Annotated in this window: 13 protein-coding genes; 6 read left to right on the top strand and 7 right to left on the bottom strand. The window is 65.3% G+C overall.

The window, feature by feature from the left end; all coding sequences use genetic code 11:
* Window positions 1–2: 2 nt before the first annotated feature.
* Window positions 3–1,052: a cytochrome d ubiquinol oxidase subunit II gene (gene cydB / locus TV39_RS08335; protein WP_043480565.1), complete on the bottom strand. Its 1,050-nt coding sequence runs from the start codon at window positions 1,050–1,052 to the stop codon at window positions 3–5.
* A gap of 19 nt (window positions 1,053–1,071) precedes the next feature.
* Window positions 1,072–2,670 carry a cytochrome ubiquinol oxidase subunit I gene (locus TV39_RS08330; protein ID WP_043480563.1) on the bottom strand — a complete coding sequence of 533 codons (1,599 nt, stop codon included), beginning with the start codon at window positions 2,668–2,670 and terminating at the stop codon, window positions 1,072–1,074.
* A 274-nt stretch (window positions 2,671–2,944) separates the two neighbouring features.
* Here TV39_RS08330 and TV39_RS08325 point away from each other — a divergent pair, with 274 nt between their 5' ends.
* Together TV39_RS08325 and TV39_RS08320 are read left to right on the top strand one after the other, a co-directional pair.
* Entirely contained in the window at window positions 2,945–3,331 is a 387-nt protein-coding gene (locus TV39_RS08325; RefSeq protein WP_011691481.1) for a BlaI/MecI/CopY family transcriptional regulator, read from the top strand.
* A 6-nt stretch (window positions 3,332–3,337) separates the two neighbouring features.
* Window positions 3,338–4,345 carry a M56 family metallopeptidase gene (locus TV39_RS08320; protein WP_043480561.1) on the top strand — a complete coding sequence of 336 codons (1,008 nt, stop codon included), beginning with the start codon at window positions 3,338–3,340 and terminating at the stop codon, window positions 4,343–4,345.
* Between the two features lie 91 nt (window positions 4,346–4,436).
* Here the strand turns inward: TV39_RS08320 and TV39_RS08315 are convergent, their stop codons facing one another.
* A complete protein-coding gene (locus TV39_RS08315; RefSeq protein WP_043480558.1) occupies window positions 4,437–6,545 on the bottom strand; it encodes a DNA gyrase/topoisomerase IV subunit B in 2,109 nt (702 codons plus the stop codon).
* Window positions 6,546–6,768: 223 nt separating this feature from the next.
* Between TV39_RS08315 and TV39_RS08310 the strand changes: the two genes are divergently transcribed.
* Entirely contained in the window at window positions 6,769–6,990 is a 222-nt protein-coding gene (locus TV39_RS08310) for a DUF7455 domain-containing protein (RefSeq protein ID WP_028270844.1), read from the top strand.
* Between the two features lie 133 nt (window positions 6,991–7,123).
* Here TV39_RS08310 and TV39_RS08305 read toward each other — a convergent pair whose 3' ends face one another.
* The 4 genes from TV39_RS08305 to TV39_RS08290 all read right to left on the bottom strand — a co-directional run bounded on the left by TV39_RS08305 (window position 7,124) and on the right by TV39_RS08290 (window position 12,394).
* Window positions 7,124–8,446, bottom strand: a complete 1,323-nt coding sequence (locus tag TV39_RS08305; protein ID WP_043480555.1) for an RNA polymerase sigma factor — start codon at window positions 8,444–8,446, stop codon at window positions 7,124–7,126.
* A gap of 304 nt (window positions 8,447–8,750) precedes the next feature.
* The gene (locus tag TV39_RS08300) at window positions 8,751–10,010 is read right to left on the bottom strand and encodes a DUF4192 family protein (protein WP_043480553.1); all 1,260 of its coding nucleotides are present in this window, start codon (window positions 10,008–10,010) and stop codon (window positions 8,751–8,753) included.
* A 65-nt stretch (window positions 10,011–10,075) separates the two neighbouring features.
* On the bottom strand, window positions 10,076–11,407 hold the full coding sequence (locus TV39_RS08295) for an MFS transporter (RefSeq protein ID WP_043480551.1): 1,332 nt from the start codon (window positions 11,405–11,407) through the stop codon (window positions 10,076–10,078).
* 48 nt (window positions 11,408–11,455) lie between these two features.
* A complete protein-coding gene (locus TV39_RS08290) occupies window positions 11,456–12,394 on the bottom strand; it encodes a proteasome assembly chaperone family protein (RefSeq protein ID WP_043480549.1) in 939 nt (312 codons plus the stop codon).
* 321 nt (window positions 12,395–12,715) lie between these two features.
* Here TV39_RS08290 and TV39_RS08285 point away from each other — a divergent pair, with 321 nt between their 5' ends.
* From TV39_RS08285 to sucB, 3 genes are all read left to right on the top strand, one after another.
* Window positions 12,716–14,245 (top strand): leucyl aminopeptidase, encoded by a 1,530-nt coding sequence (locus TV39_RS08285; RefSeq protein WP_043480547.1) that lies wholly within the window; start codon window positions 12,716–12,718, stop codon window positions 14,243–14,245.
* A gap of 237 nt (window positions 14,246–14,482) precedes the next feature.
* Entirely contained in the window at window positions 14,483–15,865 is a 1,383-nt protein-coding gene (gene lpdA, locus TV39_RS08280) for a dihydrolipoyl dehydrogenase (RefSeq protein ID WP_028270850.1), read from the top strand.
* Between the two features lie 126 nt (window positions 15,866–15,991).
* Window positions 15,992–17,752: a 2-oxoglutarate dehydrogenase, E2 component, dihydrolipoamide succinyltransferase gene (gene sucB / locus TV39_RS08275; RefSeq protein WP_043480545.1), complete on the top strand. Its 1,761-nt coding sequence runs from the start codon at window positions 15,992–15,994 to the stop codon at window positions 17,750–17,752.
* Window positions 17,753–17,787: the final 35 nt, after the last annotated feature.

Genomic DNA, 17,787 nt, shown 5'->3' with positions numbered 1-17,787 from the left:
TCCTAGTCCTTGGGTGCCAGCGCCCTGGCGGCGATGGCGGGAAGGAAGCTGTGGGCTTCCGGAATGTGCGCGGCGCTGACACGGCGGCGGAACACCCAGTAGGTCCAGGCCTGGTAGGCCAGCACCAGCGGCAGTCCCACGCAGGCCACGATGCTCATGAGTCCCAGGGTGTAGTCGGAGGATGAGGCATTGGAAATGGTCAGGTTGAAGTCCGGGCTGATGGTGGAGGGAAGCACCACCGGGAAGGCCGCACCGAAGATGGAGGCGCTGCCCAGGAGCAGGAACACCCCGAGCGACAGGAACGCCTTCCCTTCCAGGCCGTTCCGGCCAAATTGCCAGGCGAACACTGCTGCCACAACGGCAGCGGCAACCGCCGCGACGGTCCACACCTCGCCGCTGAGAAGCTGGACGCTGATGGCCCAGCCGGCGATGGGGAGCAGGAGGACCGGCAGGAGCCGGACAAACCAGTTGCGGGCACGGTGCCTGACGTCGCCGTCGGTCTTCAGCGCCAGGAACGCCAGCGCGTGCAGCAGGGAGAAGCACACCACGGCAAGCCCGCCCAGGACGGCGTAACCGCTGAACCAGGCGAACGGTCCGCCTTCGCGGTCACCGTTGGCGTTGAGCGGAAGCCCGGTGGTGGTCAGGGCCAGTGCCGCGCCCACGCCGAAAGCGGCAACGAGGGAGCCGGCCGCAATGGCCCAGTCCCACACCGCGCGCCAGCGGTCCGTGTCCACCTTGCCGCGGTATTCGAAAGCCACGGCCCGGAAGATGAGGGCCACGAGGACCAGCAGCAAGGGAAGGTAGAGGGCGGAGAACAGGGAGGCGTACCAGAGCGGGAAGGCGGCGAACGTGGCGCCGCCGGCGGTCAGCAGCCATACCTCGTTGCCGTCCCAGACGGGTCCGATCGTGTTGAGCAGGACGCGGCGTTCGGTGTTGTTGCGGGCGAAGAGCTTCATCAGCATGCCGACGCCGAGGTCGAATCCTTCGAGAAAGAGGTATCCCGTCCACAACACCGCGATGGCGATGAACCAGATGGTGGGCAGCAGTTCCATTGTCGAATTTCCTCTGCGCTTAGTAGGCGAATGCCAGGACGTCGTCGGAGCCGCCGGGTTTGCCGGTGCCGGAGCCCGGTGTGGCGTCCTCGTTTTCGTCAACCGGGGCGTGGGCGAGTTCGGGCATGGCGGACACGACGCCGCCGCGGATGTACTTCACCAGCAACTTCACCTCCACCACCAGCAGCACGGCGTACACGGCCGTCAGGACCACCAGGGAGGTGAGCAGTTCCCCGGCGGAAACGCCGGGTGAGACGGCGGCAGCGGTGAACATGAAGACCTGGTCGATGCCGCTGGGATCGGGATTGGGTGCCACAACGAACGGCTGGCGGCCCATTTCGGTGAAGATCCAGCCGGCGGCATTCGCGCCGAACGGCGCCAGGATGCCGACGACGGCGAGCCGCATCAGGCCGCGGGAGGCCGGCACGGTGCCCTTGCGGGTCACCCAGAGGGCCACAAGTGCCGCCAGGGCGGCCAGCCCGCCGAATCCGATCATCATCCGGAAGCCCCAGTAGGTCACTTCCATGACCGGAACGTACTCGATTTCCTGCCCGGCCCGGTCACCGTAGATGGGGTTGTCCGGAAGGTGGGTTCCGTAGTCGGCCTTGTACTGGTCCAGCAGGCTGTTGACGCCCTTCACCTCGGTGGTGAAATCGCCCTTGGCGAGGAAGGACAGAATCCCGGGAACTTCGATGACAGCGACGATGTCGTCGCAGTTCTTCGAGCCGAGGTTGCCGACGCTCAGGACAGAGAAGCCGGTGCCGTCGTGGCAGGCAGCCTCGGCCGCGGCCATTTTCATGGGCTGCTGTTCGAACATGAGCTTGCCCTGGAGGTCTCCGGTGAGGGCCGTGCCGGCGAAGGAAATCATGGCAACTACGGCGCCGATGCGCAGCGAGCGGATCCACACCTTGTGGTCAGCCTTGTCCCGGCCCGGGATGTCCGCTTCACCGGGAATGACCTTGCCGTCCGCGCCCACGGTGTCGATCCCGTCATGGCGTCGGCGCCACAGGTGGTACCAGGCAATGCCCAGCAGGAAGCCTCCGGCCACGGCCAGGGCACCGAAGAGGGTGTGCGGGACGGCGACGAGGGCGGTGTTGTTGGTGAAAACGGCCCAGGCGTCGGTCATGACCGGGCGCCCGTTGATCATTTCCACACCGACGGGGTGCTGCATCCAACTGTTGGCCACGATGATGAAGTACGCGGAGAACACGGAGCCCACCACAGCGATCCAGAGGCAGGCAAGGTGGACTCCCCTTTTGAGCTGCTTCCAGCCGAAGATCCACAGCCCCAGGAAGGTGGATTCCACGAAGAAGGCCAGGAGCGCCTCGAGCGCCAGCGGCGCCCCGAAAACGTCGCCGACGAAGCGGCTGTACTCGCTCCAGGCCATTCCGAACTGGAACTCCTGCACGATGCCGGTGGCAACGCCCATGATGAAGTTGATGAGGAAGAGTTTCCCCCAGAACTTGGTCATGCGCAGATACTCCGGTTTGCCGGTGCGGTACCAGACCGTCTGGATGACTGCCACCACGAGGCCCAGCCCGATGGTCAGCGGGACCATCATGAAGTGGTACACGGTGGTGATTCCGAATTGCCAGCGTGCGATTTCCAAAGCGTCCAAGGCAGTCCCTACTTTTGGCTAGGCTTTCATCAGTCCAAGTCTTCTACATCTCGTAGAAGACCAACTTCTACAGAGTGTAGAACACTTTCGGCATGCAGTGTAAACAACAGTTCCACTGGCCGCAGCCACTGGCAAGGGTGCGACGCGCCGACTGTTCTACCTCATGTAGAAAGAAAGTCCAAAAAGAGGTAAATTTAGAACTTAAGTATTCGAACTACGCTCCGCGATCGCCGCTCCGGCTTCGCGGATCGGACCTTTAAGAAGGATGTACGGAATGGCAAGTCTTGGTGAACTGGAACGGGCAGTGATGGATCTGCTCTGGGCAGGCCAGGAAGCGGCCACCGCCAACACCCTGAGGGACCTGCTGGCGCAGAGCACCCAGGCCCAGGGCGGCACCGCCGGCCACGAAGGCAAGGATCTCGCGGTCACCACCGTTCTGACCGTGCTGTCACGGCTGGAGAAGAAGGGGCTGGTTGAGCGCGAACGCGGCACCCGTCCCCACCGCTACCAGGCCGTCTCCAGCCGGGCGGACCACACCGCAGAGCTGATGCATGAAGTTCTGGGCTCGGCGCCGGACCGCGAAGCCGTCCTTGCCCGCTTCATTGGCTCCGTCACCGAAAGTGAAGCCGAAACTCTGCGCAAACTGCTTGGCCACATCTAATAGCGCATGTTCTGGACCTCATATTTGCTGGCGGTCCTGGCGATAGTCCTGGCGTGGCCGGTGCCTATCCTTCTCTCGCGCGCGCAATGGCCGGCCCGGTCACCGTTCACCGCCATGCTGCTCTGGCAGGCAATCGGCCTCGCCGGCGGCCTGTCAATGATTGGCGCCATGCTGGTCTACGGCCTCGAGCCGATCGGTGACAATCTCCTGGCCGGCCTGGGCGCACTGGCCGGCATGGTCCTTTTTAATGCGCCCACGACGGCGCTGGGCTTCTGGCATCTTTTCGCGCTGTCGGCAGCCGCCCTCCTCACTGCCCACCTCGTTTTCACCTTACTGCTCACCTACTACCGGATCGAACGCCAGCGCAGGCGCCACCGCGAGCTCCTGGCGCTTCTGGCGTCCCCGTCGACGGACGGTCCCGGAACCGTGGTCATCAACCACGATTCCCCCGTGGCCTACTGCCTCCCCGGCGGCGCCCGCTCCGTCACGGTCTTGAGCGACGGCCTGATGGCGGCCCTGGAGCCTGCGGAACTGCGTGCAGTGCTAATCCACGAAAACGCCCACCTGAGCCAGCGCCACCACCTCCTGCTGTGGGCTTTCGCGGCGTGGCGCCAGGCCCTCCCCTGGCTTCCGACCACCCGCCTCGCCCAGGAAGCCGTGAGCTCGCTGATCGAAATGCTCGCCGATGACGTCGCGCTGAAGACCGAAAGCAAAGCCACGTTGATCAAGGCCATTGCCATTGTTGCCAGCGGGCCAAGCGGTGTGCCCGCCAGCCGGGTGGCATTCAACGGCGGCGCCGGACTTCCATCTGCAGCAGACGGAATTGTCGACGGCGGCATCCAGGGGGCGTCCGGAGGCGCCGGTTCAGCCGGCACCACAGCATCCAGGGTGAGCCGGCTCCTGTCCCCCAAGGACCCGCTGCCGGCACCGCTGCGGGCCCTTGTCCTGGCGTGCTGCCTGCTGCTGCTGGCGGTGCCCACAGCCCTGCTGATCGTCCCGGGGCTGCTCGGCTAGCAGGACACCCGGCCGCCCCGTGGGCGGCCGGACGGCAGTCGGCCGCCGGATACTGCCTGGCCGCTACTACCCGGCTGTCCGGTTCCAAGGGTCAGGCGTCGATCCGCTCCCGGTCCAGGCTCGCGGCGCCGGCGATGATGAAGTCCTTGCGCGGCGCGACGTCCGAGCCCATCAGCAGGTCGAACGTTTCCTCGGCCTGCTTGGCGTTTTCGATCCCCACCTTCCGAAGTGTCCGGTGGCGCGGGTCCATGGTGGTTTCCGCCAGCTGTTCGGCGTCCATTTCACCCAGGCCCTTGTAGCGCTGGATGGGCTCCTTGTAACGCTTGCCCTCCTTGGCCAGCCGGGCCAGCAGGACGTGGAGCTCGGCCTCGGAGTAGGTGTAGATCATCTCGTTGGCTTTCTGCCCCGCGTTGATCACCTCCACCCGGTGCAGCGGCGGCACTGCGGCGAACACCCGGCCCTCATCGATCATGGGCCGCATGTAACGGAAGAAGAGCGTGAGGAGCAGAGTGCGGATGTGGGCGCCGTCCACGTCGGCGTCGGTCATGAGGATCACCTTGCCGTAGCGTGCGGCGCTGATGTCGAAGCTGCGCCCTGACCCTGCACCCACCACCTGGATCAGCGCGGCGCACTCGGCGTTGGACAGCATGTCCCCCACCGAGGCCTTCTGGACGTTGAGGATTTTGCCGCGGATCGGCAGCAGTGCCTGGAAGTCGGAGGAGCGGGCAAGCTTGGCTGTTCCCAGCGCGGAGTCACCCTCCACGATGAACAGCTCCGAGCGGACCACGTCATCGGTGCGGCAATCGGCGAGCTTCGTGGGCATCGATGACGTCTCCAGTGCGTTCTTCCGGCGTTGCGTCTCCTTGTGGACGCGCGCCGAAATGCGGGACTTCATCTCGCTGACGATTTTCTCCAGGAGGAGCGCGGACTGGGCCTTGTCATTGCGGTTGGCCGAGTTCAGCTTCGCGTTGATCTCCTTCTCCACCACCCGGGCCACAATGGCCCGCACCGCGGACGTGCCGAGGATCTCCTTGGTCTGGCCCTCGAACTGCGGCTCGGCCAGGCGTACGGTCAGCACGGCAGTCAGCCCTGCGAAAATGTCATCTTTCTCGATCTTGTCGTTGCCTGCCTTGAGCTTGCGGGCATTCGCCTCAACAGCCTTGCGGAAGGTCTTCACCAGTGCCTGTTCGAACCCGGACTGGTGCGTCCCGCCCTTGGGAGTGGAGATGATATTGACGAAGCTGCGGACCGTGCTGTCATAGCCGATTCCCCAGCGGAGAGCCACGTCCACTTCACAGTCGCGTTCCACCTCGGCCAGCTGGCTGTGGCCCCGCTCGTCCAGGACCGGAACGGTTTCCTTGAACTTGCCCGAGCCGTGCAGCCGCCAGGTGTCGGTGACCGCAGGATCCGCGGCGAGGAAGTCCACGAACTCGGAGATGCCGCCGTCGTGATGGAAGATTTCCTCGTGGCCGCCCAGCTCGCCCGGCGTGCCCGGGATCCTGCGCTGATCGCGGACGGTCAGCTTCAGGCCCGGGATGAGGAAGGACGTCTGCCGGGCCCGTGCGGCCAGCTCGTCGTACGAGAATTTGGCGTCCGGGGTGAAGATCTGGCGGTCAGCCCAGTAGCGGATCCGGGTGCCGGTGACCCCGCGCTTGGCCTTGCCCACGACGTCCAGGACGGAGTCATTAACGAACGGTTCGAACGTCGCAGCGGGGTCGGGCTTCGTCCCGGGGTCCTTGAACCGCCCCGGCTCACCGCGCCGGAAGGACATTTTGTAGGTCTTCCCGCCGCGGTCCACTTCCACGTCCAGCCGGGAGGACAGCGCATTGACCACCGAGGCGCCCACACCGTGCAGGCCGCCGGACGCCGTGTAGGAGCCGCCGCCGAACTTTCCGCCGGCGTGCAGCTTGGTGAAGACAACCTCGACGCCGGTCAGTCCGGTCTTGGGTTCGACGTCGATGGGAATACCGCGTCCGTCATCGTGGATCTCGACGGAATTGTCGGCGTGGAGGATGATCTTGATGTCGTGGCCGAACCCGGCCAGCGCCTCGTCGACGGAGTTGTCGATGATCTCCCACAGGCAGTGCATCAGGCCGCGGGAGTCGGTGGAACCGATGTACATGCCCGGGCGCTTACGGACGGCCTCGAGGCCTTCCAGTACAGACAGGTGCCGGGCGGTGTAATCAGAACTTGGTGCCACGGGTTGTGAACTCCTTCAGTGACGGGACTACTAATGCTTTTGACGCTCTTCCTAGGTTAGTCGGCCCGCGCCGGGACGCCCGCCAGCCACTCCAGCAGCCGCTGCAACGCGCGGTCCCCGTTACGGAACGGTGATACGCGCACAGCGAAAGTGATCCATCCTTGTCATGGTTTTGCTTCGAATGCTGGTTATATAGATATACAGATCTACTAAGGAGGCCGAAATGACAACAGCAGTTGCGGACCGCACGCTCAACGCACTGGACCGGTGCGATCGTTGCGGAGCACAGGCGTACGTCCGGGTTGTTCTTGAGTCCTCCGGCGGGGAGCTGCTCTTCTGCGGCCACCACGCACGGGCAGTCGAAGCGACGCTCAAGCCGCTGAGTTCCGACTGGCACGACGAGACGGGCCGGCTTCACGAGAAGCCGCCGGTATCGGTGGACTAAGCAACTCTCCGGTTAGAACAGGGCTCCTCCGCTTCGGAGGGGCCCTGTTTGCTTGCCGTCGACTTCCGGACGATGCCACGACATGGGAAAGGCCCCGCCAATTGGCGGGGCCTTTCCCATGTGTGAGTGCGGGTTAGTCCAGGTAGTCGCGCAGGACCTGGGACCGGGACGGGTGCCTCAGCTTGGACATCGTCTTCGATTCGATCTGGCGGATACGCTCACGCGTCACTCCGTAGACCTTGCCGATTTCGTCTAAAGTCTTCGGCTGTCCGTCGGTGAGGCCGAACCGCATGGCGACAACGCCGGCTTCGCGCTCGGAGAGGGTGTCCAGCACCGAGTGCAGCTGTTCCTGCAGCAGGGTGAAGCTCACCGCGTCGGCCGGGACCACGGCCTCGGAGTCCTCGATGAGGTCACCGAATTCCGAGTCGCCGTCTTCGCCCAGCGGCGTGTGCAGGGAAATCGGCTCGCGGCCGTACTTCTGGACCTCGACGACCTTTTCGGGTGTCATGTCCAGTTCGAGGGCCAGCTCTTCGGGCGTAGGTTCGCGCCCGAGATCCTGCAGCATCTGGCGCTGCACACGGGCCAGCTTGTTGATGACTTCGACCATGTGCACCGGAATACGGATGGTGCGGGCCTGGTCGGCCATGGCGCGCGTGATGGCCTGGCGGATCCACCAGGTGGCGTAGGTGGAGAACTTGAAGCCCTTGGTGTAGTCGAACTTCTCGACCGCACGGATGAGGCCCAGGTTGCCTTCCTGGATGAGGTCGAGGAAGAGCATGCCGCGGCCGGTGTAGCGCTTGGCCAGGGAGACGACGAGACGGAGGTTGGCCTCCAGCAGGTGGTTCTTGGCACGCTTGCCGTCGTGGATGACGAACTCGAGCTCGCGCTTGAGCTTCGGATCCATGGAGCCGTCGTCAGCCGCGATCTTCTCTTCGGCGAACAAGCCCGCCTCGATGCGAAGGGCGAGGTCCACTTCCTGTTCAGCGTTCAGCAGGGCAACCTTGCCGATTTGCTTCAGGTAGTCCTTGACGGGGTCGGCCGTAGCACCGGCGGACATGACCTGCTGGACAGGCGCGTCGTCGTCATCGGCGTCGGAGTAGACGAAGCCGGACCCGGTGGCAGCGGCACCGGTCTTGCTGGCGGCTTCCTCCTCGCTCAGTTCGGACGGATCCGGAGTGACGTCGTCAAGATCTTCATCAAGTTCGACATCCTCTGTATCGTCGTCGTCCGACGTGCGCGTCTTGCCGGCCTCGGCGGCAGCCTTGGCGCCGGGCTTGGGTCCGCGCTTTTTGGGCTCGGGTTTGGCCGGGGCGCCGCCCTCGGCGGAAGCAGCATCCTTGACAGCCTTATTGGCTGCACGCGTGGCGGCACGCTTGGCGCTCGTCGCCGCCTTCTTCTCCTCAGGGGACAATTCGGCCTGGTCGGCGGGTTCCTTCTTCGCGGAAGACGGGGTCACAGAAAACCTTTCTAGCGGCGGTCTGTGGAATCACCATGCGGGCAACACCACTATGACCCTGTCAAGTCCGTGATTCACATCAGGTGCGATCGCGGCCGGCAGAGTCATTAAGTAGAACTGCCGGAACGGCCGTAATGTTCCCGTTTCCGGGCATCACTACATGCACTTGATTCACGGACCCAACCGGGTCTCGGCAACCATTGTCTCATGATTTTCCCAATCGGCGCCTCACGGCGGTCCGCAGGCCCCAATGTTTCGGCCGGGCTGCCTTGCCCTGCCGGGCGTCCGCCCGGACAGCCCGGCCCTACGCCGCGTCTGTTTCGAACTTCTGCCACGCGGCGTCGCGGCGCCCTGCCCATCCGCAGAGGGTCCCCCGGCTGACCAGTTCGGACAAGAGCCCAGCCAGCCGGTATCCGGGGTGCACTGCGAGGGCCTGGTCCAACAGGGCATGGGCAAACGAGCCCCTGCCCCGGCACCATTCGATCCAGCCCCGTCCCGTCAGCGACGCCGCACCGCCTTCGCCTCCGCCTGCCGCACCCAGCTGCAGAAGGACCACTTCCAGCGTCCGCATCCGGTTCCAGCGCGGTGAAGCCGGCGCCAGCCCCAACAGCACGTCCCCGTAGCCGGGGACCGGGTAGGCAGCATCCTCAGCCGGGGACGCCGCCGGTAGTCCGCCCAGGGGCGGTGACACCACCGGCAAGTCACCGTCCGGTTCGAAGATCCCGAAGTCCTCCGCACCCTGCTCCGCTGCCTGCCGGCCCGCTGCGCTCATCACCAGTACGGCGTCCCGCCAATGGGGCACACGCAACGAAGCCCGCAGGTACCCGGCCAGCGTTGCCGGAAGGATCGTCCCCGGGTCAGCTGCCAGTACGCGCCCCCAGACATCCAGGACCATGGCGAACTGGGATCGGCTCCCCCGGAGGGCAACAAGTTCCCCGGCCCAGCGCTCTTCGGCTTCCAGCACGGACCCGTCGGCCCGGGCCGCCACAGGCGGGGCAACGGCTGCGACGGAAGGGTCCTCCCCCACGCTGCTGCCCCGGAAAACCATCTCGGCGTTCAGCCTGCTTTCCCTGATCTCTTCCACCGAGCGCCCGGGAAACGGGCAGCAGGACGGGTCAAAGCAATGCGCGTTCCGCCAGAAGACCTCTCCGACATACCAGGCGTCGCGGACCGGACGCCCGGATAATTCCAGCTCCACCTCCAGTGCTGCCACAAGCCATGCCAAAGTCCCCTCCGCCGGCACTCCGGCGGGAACACCGCCGGGAACAGAATCTGCGCCGGCGAACCATCCTTCATCGCTGAAGAGCACCAGCAGGGTGCCGTCGGCGTCGTGGTCCGCTTCAAGATACTCCCTGACAGTGCGCGCAAACCGGCGCAGCCCCGCATCAGAGTCGAGTACGGGCAAGTCCACGCGGAGGGTGGCGCCGAGGCGTTTCCCCTGCATGGTCATGGCCACCAGGCTGTTGGCCGGCCAGTAGCCGAGGGAGTGCGGAATAAAGCCCAGGATGTCCTCAGGGCCGGTGATGGTGAGTCGTTCTGGAGTCGGTCGTTCTGGAGGTGTCATGCATCCAGACTTGTACGACCGGCGCCCCAGGTTAAGAGCCGGCCTTTGCTATGTGGAAACAGGGCCTATTCAGCCCGTCGGCGCTCCAGGTTCCGCCGGCGCTGCTGAGCGAGGGCCTTGAGAAGCGGCGGCACAACGACACCCTGCGCGGCCATCTGGCGCCGGACCTTCCTCCGGGTGGCGATGATAGCGGCCGAGCCGATGCCGATCAGCACGAACTGGACGCTCAGCGCGATGCGGAACGGATCCAGGCCGTAGAGCTCCCCCCGGGAAAACCCGGTGGCGTGGAGGACATCGAGCACGACGCCGACGAGGTAGATGGCCACGAGCGCTGCGATGAATCCGCCCACGTTAACGATTCCGGTGGCGGTTCCGATCCGGTGTGCGGGATTAAAGGTGCGGGCAAAGTCGAAGCCGATCATGGAACCGGGACCTCCGATGGCCAGCACCACCACCAGCCCGGCGAGCATCCACAGCGGGGACCGGCCCGGCATCAGCAGCACAGCGGCCCAGGCAGCCGCCGTCGTGGCTGCAATCAGGAGCACCATCGTGGAACGGCGCAGGGGATGCCTGGAAACGAACCTGCCGATCAGCGGACCGGCGGCGATGGCTGCGGCCACATAGATGGACATCAGGCCGGACACCGTGGCGGCATCGAGGCCCTGCGCGGAAATGAGGAACGGGTATCCCCAGGTCATGGCGAACACTGTGCCGCTGAACTGGATCGTGAAGTGGCTCCACAGCCCCAGCCTGGTGCCGGGCTGCCGCCAGGCGCTGGAGAGGGAGACGCCGGTGGCCCTCAGTCCCTGGCCGGGTTCCGGGCTGGGGTGGCCTGGCGGCTGGTCCTTCAGCACGGCCAGCACCAGGACGACGGCGAGCGCGGACATCGCAGCGAGCGTCAGGAATGCCGGGGTCCAGCCTGCGGCATGGAGTATCAGTGCGAACGGGACGACGCTGAAGAGCTGCCCGAGCTGGCCCGACATACCTGTCAGCTGCGTGATGAGCGGCACCCTCGCCGGCGCGAACCACAGCGGAATCAGCCGGATCACCGAAATGAAGGTCATAGCGTCCCCGGCGCCCACCAGCACACGGCCGAGCACGCCGCCCGGAATGTTGTCCGCGAAGGCCAGTTGGAGCTGGCCAAGTCCCATGAGGACTGCTCCCCCGGCAATCATGGTCCGGGACCCCAGCCGGTCAACGAGGACTCCCACCGGGATCTGGAGCCCTGCGTAGACCAGCAGCTGCAGCACGGTAAAGAAGGAGATCTCCGCGGCGGCGGCGTGGAACCGCTCGGTCGCTTCAAGTCCCACCACGCCAAAGGACGTGCGCTGGCTGACCGCGACCAGATACGCAAATATTCCGACGGTCCAGATGAGCCAGGCGCGCGGTGCAGTCACCTCTCCATTATGCCCGCCGCCGGCATAAGTCCTATTTATTGAGGCGGTTTACTGGCGGGGTTCTTCGCGGGCGAGATAGGCCTCCACCGCGGCGCCCAGCGCATCAGCGTTCGGCAGTTCATCGTTTTCATCGGCCAGCAGGGAACGGCGTACCGTGCCCTCAGCCTTCTCGTCGTAGCGGGTCTCCAGGCGTGCAACAACCTGTTGGACTTCTTCGGAGGCCTCCAGCTGCTCGGCGATCTGGCGCCCGACCTCACGGCCTGCTTCCCGCAGCCGGTCAGTCGGCAGCATCAGCGAGGTGGCCGCCCCAAGATACTCAAGGCCGGCCACGGCCGCGTTGGGATATTCGGCTTCGGCAAGGTAATGCGGAACATGGATGACGTACCCGGCAATGTTGCGGCCGGCTTCGGTGAGGCGCAGTTCCAGGATGTGGCCCACGGCTGCGGGCACCTCCACCGTGGGCTTCCAGACGGAGATCCCCTCGATCAGCTCCGGACGGTTGCCGTGGACGGTGACGCCCACCGGCCGGGTATGGGGAACAGGCATCGGGATGGAGTGGACCCAGGTCACGAGGTTCACGTCGAGGTGCTCCACGATCCGAACGACGGCGCGGGCGAACCGTTCCCACTGCAGGTCCGGCTCGAAACCGGCCAGGAACAGGAACGGCTTGCCCAGCCCGTCAACCAGCCGGCACAGGGCCAGGCTGGGGGCCTGGTAGTCCTGTAGGTGGTCCTCGACGAACGTCACGTGCGGCCGGCGCGAGCGGTAGTCGATCAGCTGGTCGGCGTCGAAGACGGCCACGACCTCCGATTCGAGGGTGTCCAGCAGCTCGGCAGTGATCTGTTTGACCACGTGGCCGGCGTCCGCGAATCCCGTGAAGCCCATCACCAGATTGAGCCCGCGGAGTTCCGGGTTGTCGAACAGCTCGGCGTTGCTCACATAGAGAGCATCGGGGTCCAGCAGAGAGCCGGAAATCCGTTCAAGCACGGCATGTTCCTTTCGAAGTGGCGGCGGAGGCGGGTGTCGGCAGCGCTCTGGGTTGGGGGGATCCGCGCAGATCCGCCGGATATTTGCTACAACGCACCGGCCTGCCGAACCATTCCGCACCGGCCGTCCGCACCGGAAATGTGCTTCAGGTCTCACCAAATTCAACGCGCCCGGAGCGGAGAGACTACGATCGGAACTGGCCCTACGGACGGCCTTGCAGACACCGGGTTGCGTCTCAAGCCGACAACGGCCCGTTCCATGGCGGGGCGCCCAACATGCGCTTCCTGCCCGAAAATCACAGAGAATTGAGGACTGATCCTCGTGGTCAAGAATACTGAAATCAAACTTAGCGTCATTGCGCGTGACGTTAAGAAGTCACCCACGGACGCCCTGGTCATTGGCGTGGCCCAGGGTCCCGACGGTCCTGTGCTGCTGGACAACCCGCTGACGGCCAAGTCCGCCGAGGCGATCGCGGAGTCCTTGAAGGTTCTTGGCCTCACCGGCGCGGCCGACCAGGTCCACCGGCTGCCCGGCCTTCCGGAAGCCGGTGCCTCCGTCCTGGTGCTCGCAGGAGTCGGCAAGCCCGGCGCCGGAGGAAAACTCACGGAAGAAGCACTGCGCCGCGCCGCAGGCTCCGCCGTCCGCCAGCTTGCCGGACTCGCGACGGTGACTTTGGCGCTTCCGACGGCGTCACCCGCCGACGTAGCGGCCATCGCCGAGGGCGCTGCGATGGGTTCGTACTCGTTTACCGACCACCGTTCCCAGGCCAACGGCCGCAAGGAGCCCGTGAAGAACGTGGTGATTTTTACCGACTTCGCTGCCGACAAGGACCTGCAGCCCCTGCTGAACCGCTCGGCCCTGATCGGGAAGGCTGTCAATGCAACCCGTTCACTCGTGAACCAGCCGCCCAGCCACCTCTTCCCCGAGTCCTTTGCCGATGCCGCCAAGGAACTCTCCAAGGGCCTGCCGGTCAAGGTCACCGTATGGGACGAAAAGCGCCTCGAAAGGGAGGGCTTCGGCGGGATCATGGGTGTTGGCAAGGGATCCACCAGGCAGCCGCGGCTCGTCAAGGTGGAGTACGCGCCGTCCAAGGCAACCGCCAAGATCGCACTGGTGGGCAAGGGCATCACCTTTGACACGGGCGGAATCTCCATCAAGCCCGCCCTCGGCATGGGTGACATGAAGAGCGATATGGCGGGCGCCGCCGTCGTACTTAACACCGTGCTGGCAATCGCTGGCCTGGGCCTTCCCGTTAAGGCGACCGCGTGGCTGTGCATTGCCGAAAACATGCCCTCCGGTGCCGCGCAGCGCCCGGCGGACGTCCTCACGATGTTCGGCGGCAAAACCGTCGAGGTCCTCAATACGGATGCGGAGGGCCGGCTGGTCATGGCCGACGGCATCGTGGCCGCCAGCCAGGAGTACCCGGACGCCATCATCGACGTCGCCACCCTGACCGGCGCGCAGCTGATCGCCCTGGGCAACCGGACGGCCGGCGTTATGGGCTCGGACAGCGTGACCGGACCGCTCAAGGCCGCGGCGGACCGCGCCGGCGAACTGGTGTGGCCAATGCCGCTGCCGGAGGAGCTCCGCGCCAGCATCGAGTCCGAGGTTGCGGACCTTGCCAACATCGGTGAGCGCCACGGCGGCATGATGACCGCCGCCGTGTTCCTGCGTGAGTTCGTCGGCAAGGGCAAGGACGGCGAGCAGATCCCGTGGGCCCACATCGACATCGCCGGTCCGTCCTTTAATAACGGCAGCCCCTACGGCTACACCCCGAAGCAGGGCACCGGGTGCACGGTCCGCACCCTTGTGGCCTATGTCGAAGACGTGCTGGCGGCGTCGGCCAGTTAAGCCGTTCGCGGCTTTGTGGCGGGTCATGATCCGTCCGCCACAAAGCCGCGTGACACTCGACACAAGCGCTCCACAAACGCCGTGACAAGGTGGAGCATGGATAAGTGGTTCGCTAAGGTGAACTGCGGTAGTCACAAATGCAAGAGAACCTGCCTGCTGGCATAATCACGGCAGAGCAAGTTCCAAGACCAGATGATGCGTACTCTCGTGTCATCGTTCACGCGAGGGAGCGTCTAAGTGGCCGATCAGGCAACTGCGCAAGAATTCGACATCCTGGTACTCGGCGGTGGCAGCGGCGGATACGCCACGGCCCTCCGCGCCGTTCAGCTTGGCCTCACAGTAGGCCTCGTGGAGAAGGGGAAACTCGGGGGCACCTGCCTGCACAACGGCTGCATCCCCACGAAGGCCCTCCTGCACTCAGCCGAGCTCGCCGACCACGCCCGCGATTCCGCAAAGTACGGCGTCAACGTCACGCTGGACAGCATCGATATGAGCGCGGTCAACGCGTACAAAGACGGCATCATCGCCGGCAAGTTCAAGGGCCTGCAGGGCCTGATCAAGTCCAAGGGCATCACCGTCATCGAGGGTGAAGGCAAACTGCAGGGCACCGACACCGTCGTCGTGAACGGCACCGCTTACAAGGGCAAGAACATCGTGCTCGCCACGGGTTCCTACTCCCGCACCCTGCCGGGCCTGGAAATCGGCGGCAAGGTCATCACCTCCGATGAAGCCCTCACCATGGATTACATCCCCAAGAGCGCCATCATCCTGGGCGGCGGCGTGATCGGCGTCGAGTTCGCTTCGGTCTGGAAGTCCTTCGGCGTGGACGTCACCATCGTTGAGGGCCTGCCTTCGCTGGTCCCCAATGAGGACGCTGCGATCGTCAAGAACTTCGAGCGTGCGTTCAAGAAGCGCGGCATCAAGTTCTCCACCGGCGTGTTCTTCCAGGGCGTTGAGCAGAACAACGACGGCGTCAAGGTCACCCTCGTGGACGGCAAGACCTTCGAAGCCGACCTGCTCCTCGTGGCCGTCGGCCGCGGACCGGTCACCGCCAACCTTGGCTACGAAGAAGCAGGCATCACGATTGACCGCGGCTTCGTCATCACCAACGAACGCCTGCACACCGGCGTCGGCAACGTCTACGCCGTGGGCGACATCGTCCCGGGCGTCCAGCTGGCCCACCGCGGCTACCAGCAGGGCATTTTTGTGGCCGAGGAAATCGCCGGCCTGAAGCCGGTCATCGTTGAGGACGTCAACATCCCCAAGGTCACCTACTCCGAGCCTGAAATCGCCACTGTGGGCTACACCGAAAAGGCAGCCAAGGAAAAGTTCGGCGACGACCAGGTGGAAACCCAGGAATACAACCTCGCCGGAAACGGCAAGAGCTCCATCCTGGGCACCGGCGGCATCGTCAAGCTGGTCCGCCAGAAGGACGGCCCCGTGGTGGGCGTCCACATGATCGGTTCCCGCATGGGCGAGCAGATCGGCGAAGCACAGCTGATCGTGAACTGGGAAGCCTACCCGGAGGACGTGGCACAGCTGCTGCACGCCCACCCGACCCAGAACGAGGCCCTGGGCGAGGCCCACCTTGCCCTCGCGGGCAAAGCCCTCCACGGCTAGGACTTCCGCCAGCACCACCGCAAGACCCCAGAGCTTAGTGCACCCGGCATGATCCGCAGGGTGCACTAAGCTCGAACACGGCAGCAATCATCCGCACTAAAGATCAATAAGGAGAACGGGGACGACATGTCTGAATCCGTTAACTTGCCCGCCCTCGGTGAGAGTGTCACCGAAGGAACCGTCACCCGCTGGCTCAAGCAGGTAGGTGACCGGGTAGAGGTGGACGAGCCGCTGCTCGAGGTTTCCACCGACAAAGTAGACACCGAAATCCCCTCTCCGATTGCTGGCGTGATTGAGGAAATCCTTGTCGCCGAAGATGAGACCGCCGAAGTCGGCGCTCCGCTCGTCCGCATCGGTGACGGCTCCGGTTCCGCCGGCGCTTCCGAGGAAGCTGCACCCGCCGAGGCTGCTCAGGCCGAACAGGCCCCCGCCGCCGAAGAGGCACCCGCGGCTGAAGAGGCACCCTCCACTGAGGCGCCCGCTCCCGCTGAGGCCCCCGCCGCTGAAGCTGCCCCCGCCGCCTCCGGCGAAAGCCACGAAGTAACCCTTCCGGCCCTCGGGGAATCCGTCACTGAAGGCACCGTGACCCGCTGGCTCAAGGCCGTCGGCGACTCTGTCGAAGTTGACGAGCCCCTCCTCGAAGTATCCACCGACAAGGTGGACACCGAGATCCCGTCCCCCGTCGCCGGCACCCTGCAGGAAATCCGCGTCAACGAGGACGAGACCGCTGAGGTTGGTTCCGTTCTGGCCGTCATCGGCTCCGGCGCTGCCGCACCGGCCGCTGCTCCCGCAGCACCGGCACCCAAGCAGGAAGCACCCGCCGCCGAAGCACCGAAGCAGGAAGCACCGGCCGCAGCTCCCGCCGCCCCGGCCGCGGCTCCCGCCAAGGAAGAAGCACCGGCTGCTCCCAAGCAGGAAGCACCGGCTGCTGCACCGGCGGCAGAATCCGCCGCCCCGGCCGAGTCCGGCTACGTCACTCCCCTGGTGCGCAAGCTCGCCAACCAGCAGGGCGTGGACATTTCCTCGCTGACCGGCACCGGTGTGGGCGGACGCATCCGCAAGCAGGACGTGCTCGCCGCCGCCGAGGCGAAGGCAGCTCCCGCCGCCGCTGCTCCGGCCCCGGCCGCCTCCAAGCAGGCAGCCCCGGCAGCAGCAGACTCTTCCCTGCGCGGCACCGTGCAGAAGGCACCGCGCATCCGCCAGGTCATCGCCCGCCGCATGCGCGAGTCGCTGGACATCTCCACCCAGCTGACCCAGGTGCACGAAGTGGACATGACCAAGGTCGCCAAACTCCGCGCAAAGGCCAAGAACTCCTTCCAGGCGCAGAACGGCTCCAAGCTGACCTTCCTGCCCTTCATCGCCAAGGCCGTTGCCGAAGCCCTGAAGCAGCACCCGAAGGTCAACGCCTCCTATGACGAGGACAAGCAGGAGATCACCTACCACAACGCCGAGCACCTGGCCATCGCCGTGGATACGGACAAGGGCCTCCTGGTTCCGGTCATTGCCGACGCCGGCAACCTCAACCTGGCCGGCCTGGCCGGCAAGATCGCCGACGTCGCCGACCGCACCCGCAGCGGCAAGATCGGCCCGGACGAGCTCTCCGGCGGAACCTTCAGCATCACCAACATCGGTTCCGTGGGCGCACTCTTCGACACTCCGATCATCAACCAGCCGCAGGTGGCCATCCTCGGCACGGGCGCGATCGTCAAGCGCGCCGTGGTGGTCTCCGACGAAAACGGCGACGATTCGATCGCCATCCGTTCGATGATGTACCTCTCCCTGACGTACGACCACCGCCTGGTGGACGGCGCCGACGCAGGACGGTTCCTGCAGACACTCAAGGCCCGCCTTGAGGCAGGCGCCTTCGAGGCGGACCTGGGGCTGTAACCCGGGTATCCAAACAACGACGGCGGCGCAGGCAC

This window comes from Arthrobacter sp. SPG23 (assembly GCF_000876655.1).
Lineage (GTDB): Bacteria > Actinomycetota > Actinomycetes > Actinomycetales > Micrococcaceae > Arthrobacter.
This window is presented reverse-complemented; position numbering and strand designations above follow the sequence as displayed.